The 2,058-nt window shown below is 26.0% G+C and carries 3 protein-coding genes; all 3 read right to left on the reverse strand.

Annotation, left to right across the window (positions count from 1 at the left end; translation table 11 throughout):
- Positions 1–206: 206 nt before the first annotated feature.
- Positions 207–335 (reverse strand): clostri-philic family protein, encoded by a 129-nt coding sequence (locus tag E6248_RS15635; RefSeq protein WP_279230079.1) that lies wholly within the window; start codon positions 333–335, stop codon positions 207–209.
- A 62-nt stretch (positions 336–397) separates the two neighbouring features.
- Positions 398–814 carry a DUF3785 family protein gene (locus E6248_RS15640; protein WP_316341691.1) on the reverse strand — a complete coding sequence of 139 codons (417 nt, stop codon included), beginning with the start codon at positions 812–814 and terminating at the stop codon, positions 398–400.
- Positions 815–946: 132 nt separating this feature from the next.
- Positions 947–2,058: helicase-related protein (locus E6248_RS15645; protein WP_316341692.1), on the reverse strand; the 1,112-nt coding region annotated here is incomplete at its 5' end.

Raw genomic sequence — 2,058 nt, forward strand, 5'->3', positions numbered from 1 at the left:
CTATAATCCCAACCAAAACTATTTTAAGATCATATTTTAATTATTATTAATTTTTATTATATAAGAAAAAGTATCACCCTAATTATAAACCACGCCAAGATTAAGTTATATTTTTTACATATAACATTAAAATACAGTCCCACTAGAACATATTAACTTTCATTGTTAATTATTAATTATAAAAAGAGCTGTTTTCACAGCTCTTTTTATATTGGGTTTCCATTAAAATCTTTATATTCGGGCTTATTTTTATCATTTCCTACATTATCCTGATCCTTATGAAGCCTTTGTCTTCTTTCTCCCTTTTGCAATGGGTTAATGGAGTTTTTTTTCATATAAAACACATCCTTTCAAATGTATTTTATACTGAATTAATCTTTTAATACATTGTATTACCTTAAACTTCAAACTCTTCTATTTCTATTGCATAAGTACCACAATGTCTACATACAATTATTGTAACTAAGTAGCTACTATCAACTACACCTTCCATATTAAGTCTAGTAAATGATTTTTTATCATATTCATCATCTATACTACTTGTAACAAATTTACCATCCTTACCATAAGCATAAAAATAGTACTCTAAGAAATCAAATACCTTTTTCTTTTCTTCTTTTCCAGCCTTACAATTACTGCAACATGTTTCATAATAAGCGCTTTGAAAGTCAACTTCCTCACTATTTTTTAATAAGTTTAAAATATCACTTACTTCTAAATTTCCTAATTCATTTTCTTCATCGTTTACAAAATACTCTAAATTATTTTCATTTAAAACATATTCTTTATCATTAAATATAAATTTATATTCCATATTAAGCCTCCTAATAAGCTTTTTTTTCATTATTATAGCATACTACATAATTTGCTAAAATACTATCCTTAATGAAATTTATAAATTTAATATATAGCTAATTGAGTATGTCTTTTATTATAAATAGGCCATTTAAAGCCTAACTAGTATTTCATTTATTTCATTACTTACTTTTATTCTTTCCTCATAAATCCATTTAAAATCAAATTCTAATTTAAATACTTTGCAAAATGAATAATACATATTTATTCTTTGATAATACATTTCAAGTTCATCCAAATTACCTGTAAAGCATTGAGGTTTACTTATTACCTTGCTCTTTAAAACAAATAATTCATCAATATATCCAAGGAAGGTATTCATAAGTTCATCTTTACTAATATCAAATGGTATCTTTAAAAGCTCCCATTGTATTTCTTCTTTTAATTTAAATCTTTTTATGCTTTCTAATATAATTAAATATTCATTTACATCCATTTTTCTATAATAATCAAGGCTTTCTTCCCTTGTAGCCCATAAGGCAAGTTTCTCATTTAAAGGTAAGCTTTTTATATTTAATATTGCATCTGAAGGTCCTATTACAGCTTCTTTAATAATTCTATCTTTTTCACTTAACTTATCTTTAATAAATCTTTGATTACCTCTAACTGTTGCTACATATCCAACTTCATATATTCCTTTTCTTCCTGCTCTTCCAGCTACCTGCTTAACTTCTTGAGAAGTTAAATTCCTAACCTCTTCACCATCAAACTTTTGAATATCTAAAAATATTATTCTTTTAATAGGTAAGTTTACTCCCATTCCAATAGCATCAGTAGTTATAAGAACTTTATTTTCTTTATTAATAAACATATCATATTGTTTTCTTCTTACTTCAGGAGGTAAGTCTCCATAAATTATACTAACCTTAATGCCTTCACTAGAATATTGTTCTGCTATTTGTAATACTTTCTTTTTTGAAAATACAACAATTGCATCCCCTTCTTCAGCTTCCTTATGGTCAAAGTTTTTTCCCTCAACCTCTAAAGGAATGCTCCTCTTATATTCCTTAAATTCAAATTCATCATTACAATCTTTTAGTATCTTTTCTACTACCTCTTTAGCATTTAAAGCACCACATAGATGTATTTCTTCACACCTAAGACCAAGTAAAGCTCTAGTCCATGCATCTCCTCTTTGAGGATCATCTATCATTTGAATTTCATCTATAATTGCAATATCATATTCTTTTTTTATATTTAATT

This window comes from Clostridium sp., assembly GCF_032552055.1.
Lineage (GTDB): Bacteria > Bacillota > Clostridia > Clostridiales > Clostridiaceae > Clostridium.